We start from the raw sequence: 6320 nt of genomic DNA on the forward strand, positions 1-6320 counted from the left end.
CTGTGCGGCGCGTCCTCTGTTTGAACGATTGCCCTTAACAATCGGTTAGTCCCTGCGGGGTTATGACTAACCCGAACAGACAGATGAGGGTGCCATGACCGACGCGACAGCTGATGAGGCTGCTCCCACCGAAAAACCGGGAAAAAAAGGGCTGATCATAGGCGTGGTGCTGGCCGTGGCCGGGGCAGCGGGCGGATTCGCCCTGACCAATGCGGGCTTTTTGCCCATTGGCGGGGACGTCGGGGCGCAGGAGGCCAAGGGTGGCGACAGTATGGAAAAACCCGGGGCGAAGGGTCTGCCTGATGTCGTGTTCGTGGATCTGCCTCCGGTGATCGTGTCCCTGAACGCGGGCAATTCAAGGCATCTCAAGTTTCACGCCCAGCTGGAGGCAAACCCCGAATACGCCGCCGATGTCGAAAAGATGCGGCCCCGAATCATGGATGTGCTCAACGGATACCTGAGGGCTATCGAGGTTACGGACCTGCAAGACCCTCTGGCACTGGCGCGGATGCGCGGCCACCTGCTGCGGCGCATCAACATCGTCATGGGCGAAGGCCGCGTGCGCGATGTGCTGGTGATGGAATTTGTACTGAACTAGGAGGCGAAGGTGGAGCTGATCGCGGATATTCTTCTTGCTGCGGGCGCGTTTGGGGCGGGCCTTTACTGCTTTGTTCTGGCGCGGCGCCTGAAACGGTTCACCAATCTGGAACAGGGTGTCGGCGGTGCGGTGGCCGTTTTGTCGTCTCAGGTCGAAGAACTCAGGAAATCTCTAGAGTCGGCCCGAACAGCAGCGGACCGGTCGGGGGAGGCGCTGGAGGAGCTGACGCAACGTGGAGAATCAGTCGCGCAACGGCTGGAGCTGATGATGGCGTCGATGCATGACGTGATTCCCGATGATCCGCTGGAAACACCCTCCGTAGACCCTGAAACGGCGAAACCGGGACCAGAGAACAACGGCGTCTCGGGCGCAGACTCTCATCCTCGGGCCACACCGGGCGGGTTGATGTTTTTCCGGCATGAGCGCGAGCAGGTCGAGGCAAATCAATGATCCGGAAACGCCCGACCGGGGATGGATCAAGACCGCGAGGCGGCGTTTTGTTCCTGATATCCGTTCTGATGATCGGCTCTGCCGTAATTCGTCTGGGGTTAGAGGCTGGCCCGGCGCTGGCCCGCGAGTTGGAGGCGCAGCCCGAAAACAAGCCCGACTCCGCCCGGATGAAAACACCCGCCGAGGATATGCAGGTTCTGTTGCAGGAGCTGTTGCGTCGTGAAGATGCGCTGAAACGGCGCGAAGCGGAGTTTCAGGACCGTGAAAAAGCACTGCAAATCGCGGACAAGGCCATTGAAACCCGGCTCGCTGCCCTGAAACACGCCGAAGAGTCGCTGCGCGCGACACTCGCGCTGGCAGACGAGGCGGCCGAAGACGATTTGGCCCGTCTGACGGATGTCTATCAGAACATGAAGCCCAAGGACGCCTCCGCCCTTTTCGAGGAAATGGATCCGGTTTTCGCCGCCGGGTTTCTTGCCCGCATGCCGCCCGACGCGGCGGCTGGCGTCATGGCCGGGCTCAGCCCGCAGGCGGCTTACACCATCAGTGTCGTGCTTGCCGGGCGCAATGCTTCGGCCCCCAGAAACTAGCATGACCGGGAACACGAACATACACTTCGCTGGAGAGAGAACATGATCGGTATTGTCGGGATTGTCGTCATCTTCGCCATGGTTTTCGGCGGATATTTGGCTGCCGGTGGCAAGATGACCATCATTATGAAATCTCTGCCGTACGAGATTATGATGATCGGCGGCGCTGCTGTCGGCGCCTTTCTGATCAGCAACGACATAGGCGGTATCAAACATACGCTCAAAGACGTTGGAAAAGTTTTCAAAGGCCCGAAATGGAAGCCTGACGACTATCGGGATCTGCTGTGTCTGCTGTTTTCCCTGATCCGGATCGCCCGCGCCAACCCGGTCGAAGTAGAGCAGCATATCGAAGACCCTGACAACTCCAGCCTGTTTTCCGACTATCCCAGAATTCAATCTGACCGTGAGGTGGTTGATCTGATTTGTGACACGATGCGATCAGCCTCGATGAACTATGATGACCCGCATCAGGTCGAGGAAGTGCTTGAAAAGCGCATGGAGGCCAATTTCCATCACGCCATGCATTCCAGTCATGCGCTGCAGACAATGGCGGACGGTTTGCCTGCGCTGGGGATTGTTGCGGCGGTATTGGGGGTCATCAAAACGATGGGCTCCATTGATCAGCCGCCCGAGATTCTGGGAAAGCTGATCGGTGGTGCGTTGGTGGGAACATTTCTGGGCGTCTTTCTGGCCTACGGGCTGGTGGGGCCGTTCGCGGGCAAGCTGAAGGCCGTCGTTGAAGAGGACAGCCACTTCTATCAACTGATCAAAGAGGTCTTGGTTGCCAACCTTCACAATCACAACCCTGCCATGTGCATCGAGGTTGGTCGTCAGAACACCCCGTCGCACAATCGGCCCAAATTCTCCGAACTTGAGGATGCGCTCAAGGGGTTGAAGCAGGCGGCAGCATGATCCGGGTATTTCTTGCGTTTGTCGTTTGGGTATCGGTTGTTGGGCCGTTGGCGGCTAGGGAACTCACCGTCCGGTCGGGTGAGCACGGGTCGTTCACCCGACTTGTGATAACGGTGCCCAACGGAACCGGTTGGTCGCTTGCTGCCCACGCGCAGGGTGCGACCTTATCCGTGAACATAACGGACGTGACGTTTGCAACCCAGGGCGTTTTCCAGCGTCTGTCAGATGGGCGCTTGTTGTCGCTCGGCCAAAAACGGCCCGGTGGCGGTCTGGAAATGGAATTTGGCTGTGCGTGCGTAGCCCGGGCTTTTCTTCACGACGACACGATGATCGTGGTCGACATATCCTCCGGCGAACCCGAGATCACCGAATTACCCGAGCATGCCCAGTCCGACCTGGGACAAAGCCCGACCCCTAACTTAGATACGGACCAGATCGAATGGATACCCGGACAGGATATCCTGCCTCCCCTGCATGAGCTTTCGGAACAACGTATTGAACATCGATTGATGTCCCGATTTCTGCAGGGGGCCGACAGGCAGGCCATCGACCTCAAGCTTGCCGCAGTCGGGCCAAGACGTACGTCAACGCTCGAACCGGCCCCGAACCTTTTAACCGATCCCGTGCCTTTCAATATGTCGATCAGCTCAGTCTTTGATGAAAGAATTGGGCGCCCGGATATAGAAATTCCCTTATTAGGGTCTGTGCTAAACTGCATTACCAATCACGAACTCAACTTCGAAAGCTGGGGAGGCGAGGAGTCTTTTTCCGATCAGGTGGCGAATTTGCGCGGCGGTTTATATCAGGAATTCGATCGGCTGAACGAAGACAACGCCATCAGGCTTGCAAAGCTTTATGCATATTTCGGCTTTGGCTTCGAGGCGGGTCAACTTGTTGCGCTGATTGATAATCCGACCGATGAAACCTCGCGTATTCTGGCCATCGCATTGGCTGCGGAAAATGGCCCTCAACAGCGCGACAATCCTTTCTCTGGCCTGCAGGGATGCTTTGGGGATTCCGCGCTTTGGGCCGTATTGACCGACCGGAGCCTTGAAAAGGGCAGCGGCAGCGGCGAAATCGAAAGAGCGTTCGCGCGGCTGCCGGATCATCTGCGACGCCATTACGGAAGTGTCTTGTCGGATATTCTGCTTGATGCAAACAAGCCTGAAGCGGCGAGGCGGATTTTGCGCTTTGTCGATCGGATCGAGGACCACAATGAACCGGAATACGGGTTGGCCAAGGCAAGTATTGCCGCCATCGAAGGCAACCCGGCACAGGAAGAATCGATCCTGCTAGAAGTCATTGCAGAACCTGCAGCAGAGCTCGAGGCTCCGCTTGCAATGGTCAGGTTGATCGAAAAACGGCTAACAGAACGCGGCGCGGTTTCTGCGGCCGAGCTTGATCTGATCTCAGCATATGCCCTGCAATTCCGACGCTCGGAAATCGGCCCTGCGGTCAGAATGAGCCATGTTCTGGCACTGGCGCTACATCAAGAATTTGATGAGGCCGTATTGCAGCTTGGCAAAATTCGCCCGGATGTGCCTGCGCCAGCGTGGGACAAGACGCATGATCAAACCATGATGCTACTGGTGGAACGGTCGGATGACATCGCTTTTCTGCGCTACGGAGTCAACATGACCAGCGGTGATCTGAATACGTTGTCAGTTGAAACCGCCACGGCAATTTCAGATCGCCTTGTCTCTCTGGGGTTCGCCGCAAGGGCGATTGCGTTTTCAGACCGACCGCAGGACAGGGCCATGCGCGCGGCCCGGGCAGAGATTCGGGCCAAGGCGGCATTGTTGTCAGACAGGCCGCATCAGGCTTTGCTTGAAATTGCTGAAAACGAATCCGATTCTTCCCTGCACCTCCGCGCGAGAGCCTTAGCGCAAGCAGGAGACTTTGCTGCGGCTGCTGAATTGCTGGACGTTCTGGGCGCATCGGAAGATGCAGAGCGTTACTGGTGGCTTGCGGGGGCAGTACCCGATACAGAGCGGAAGAGTATCGGGAAATTCGGATCAATCGCTGCAATGACCAACTATCTGTCCAATACCGCAGGGTGGCAACCCGAAACCCCGTTGTCGAGTTCCACAGATATCCTCCGGGACAGCAGCCAGGCCAGAGAGGTCATTGCAAACATGCTTGACGCCCTTTCCTGATGTGACCAGATCAAGGCGCTCAATCGCGTCGCTGTCTGTTGTCTGACGATTGGCCATGCGGCATGAATGCAGCAATTCCAAGGGTGCTATACGTCCCCTATTCGGGGTTTGTGTAACACTTCAGGCACTGGGCGCGTCATAAAACAGATCGGCCAGATCGGAAAACGCGCTGTCCGGCCTTGTAAGGCTGAATACGGCGTCGCGAATGGCGGATGCACGCCGTTCTCCGATGGCGGGGGCTGCGAACTCCATGTATTTTTCTACGACTTCGGTCTGGCTAAGGGGCGCCTCGGGACCGCCGCGGGCGTGGGTGTCACCAGACTCTAATACGCGGCCATCCGTTGTTGTGATCTGAACATCCGCCCATCGTCCTTGTGGGAACCGCGCATTGTGTTTGTCACTTTCACCCACCTCAATCCGCTTGATCACTTGCGCAACAGTGGGGTCGGTCAACCCAGCGCCAGAGATATGTTCGACGCCAATACGGCCATAAACCATCTGGACGGCAACGGCGAAGGGCAACGAATATTGCGCCTGCGAGGTCGTTCCGGGCATGCCGGGGTACAGGCACGCGGCCTGATGAAAACTGCTGATCCGGACGTTTTGCGCCTGATCATGGCTTAGGTTGTTATCCAGCATGATCGCGCGTGCCCCATCAATCGCGGCGTGGGCCCAACGGCAGATGGGATAGGGTTTTACGTATTGATGCTCCATCTGCCAGAACTGTCCCAAGTCTTGCCAGAACGGCGCGGCTCGGTCCTCTTCGATGGTGATTGCCGGTGCTCCGGTAAAGCCACGTTCGGCGAGAATGGCGGCGGACATACCCACCATCGCGCCCCAACCAGAGCCGTCATGCAGCATGGTGGGGTTGGCAATTTCACGCATCATCTGGCTGCGCGGGCCGTGGTATTCCGCGATCCCCATGGCCTGCCGCATCTGTTCCTGTGAATGGCCGCGCAAACGCGAGGCCATTGCAACAACGCCAAGCGCATTCCAAGCACCGGATGTGTGGTAATCGCTTACGGTGGCGTGCAGGGCCAAGCCGGCCCGTCCCGCGATTTCGTATCCGGTGATCACTGCGGCCAGCGCATCAGGACCGGACAAATCGGGGTAATGTTCTGCCAGTGCGGCAAGGGCCGGTATCACAACCACCCCTATATGCCCCTTGGTCGGATTGTACCCATCATGCCCGTCCAGATTGTCTGTCTGGGTTGCGGCAGCATAAGCCGCGCCCGCCATGCTGACCTGGCGCCCGTCAAACATCATCCGCGCGCTATAGGCGGGGTCGGTGCTGGCATAGAGCAGTGCGGCGGTATCGCGAGCGATCACCCCGGCCTCCATCGGGCCGGAAGCGATCAGAATGCCGAGGGTGTCCAGCACCATCAGCGCAGCCGCCTCGCGCGCGCTTTCCGGCATTTCATCCGCCCCGCGCTTCAGGGCAAAGTCAGCCACGCGCTCGAAAGTTCCGGTCATTTCACACCTTCCAGAACTGATGTCTTAACATCCCGCAATCTTTGGCCTTTTGGGTCGAATGGCGGTTCGGCGAGGATTTTGGCCTTGTGAGGTTTGCCGAGAATAAAGATCTCGACCTCATCGCCCGGCTGCGCCACCTGC

The 6320-nt window shown here is 58.0% G+C and carries 6 protein-coding genes; 5 read left to right on the forward strand and 1 reads right to left on the reverse strand.

The features are described from left to right. Nucleotides 1-94: 94 nt before the first annotated feature. The 5 genes from ACR0NW_RS22600 to ACR0NW_RS22620 are packed head-to-tail and all read left to right on the forward strand — an operon-like array spanning nt 95 to nt 4706. On the forward strand, nt 95-598 hold the full coding sequence (locus tag ACR0NW_RS22600) for a flagellar basal body-associated FliL family protein (protein WP_480452871.1): 504 nt from the start codon (nt 95-97) through the stop codon (nt 596-598). Nucleotides 599-607: 9 nt separating this feature from the next. Then, on the forward strand, nt 608-1048 hold the full coding sequence (locus tag ACR0NW_RS22605) for a hypothetical protein (protein WP_480452869.1): 441 nt from the start codon (nt 608-610) through the stop codon (nt 1046-1048). Continuing rightward, nucleotides 1045-1638, forward strand: a complete 594-nt coding sequence (locus ACR0NW_RS22610) for a MotE family protein (RefSeq protein ID WP_480452867.1) — start codon at nt 1045-1047, stop codon at nt 1636-1638. Before ACR0NW_RS22605 ends, ACR0NW_RS22610 begins: the two co-directional genes overlap by 4 nt. Nucleotides 1639-1680: 42 nt before the next feature. Beyond that, nucleotides 1681-2550, forward strand: coding sequence for a flagellar motor stator protein MotA (motA, locus tag ACR0NW_RS22615; RefSeq protein WP_480452866.1), 870 nt, complete (start codon nt 1681-1683; stop codon nt 2548-2550). Further along, complete coding sequence (locus tag ACR0NW_RS22620) at nt 2547-4706, forward strand: hypothetical protein (RefSeq protein ID WP_480452865.1); 2160 nt, start codon at nt 2547-2549, stop codon at nt 4704-4706. Before motA ends, ACR0NW_RS22620 begins: the two co-directional genes overlap by 4 nt. A 120-nt stretch (nt 4707-4826) precedes the next feature. On the opposite strand, the gene ACR0NW_RS22625 is transcribed toward ACR0NW_RS22620, so the two are convergent. Then, nucleotides 4827-6179 carry an MmgE/PrpD family protein gene (locus tag ACR0NW_RS22625; protein WP_480452863.1) on the reverse strand — a complete coding sequence of 451 codons (1353 nt, stop codon included), beginning with the start codon at nt 6177-6179 and terminating at the stop codon, nt 4827-4829. Nucleotides 6180-6320 lie beyond the last annotated feature (141 nt).

It is taken from the genome of Ruegeria sp. CF5, from assembly GCF_056537325.1.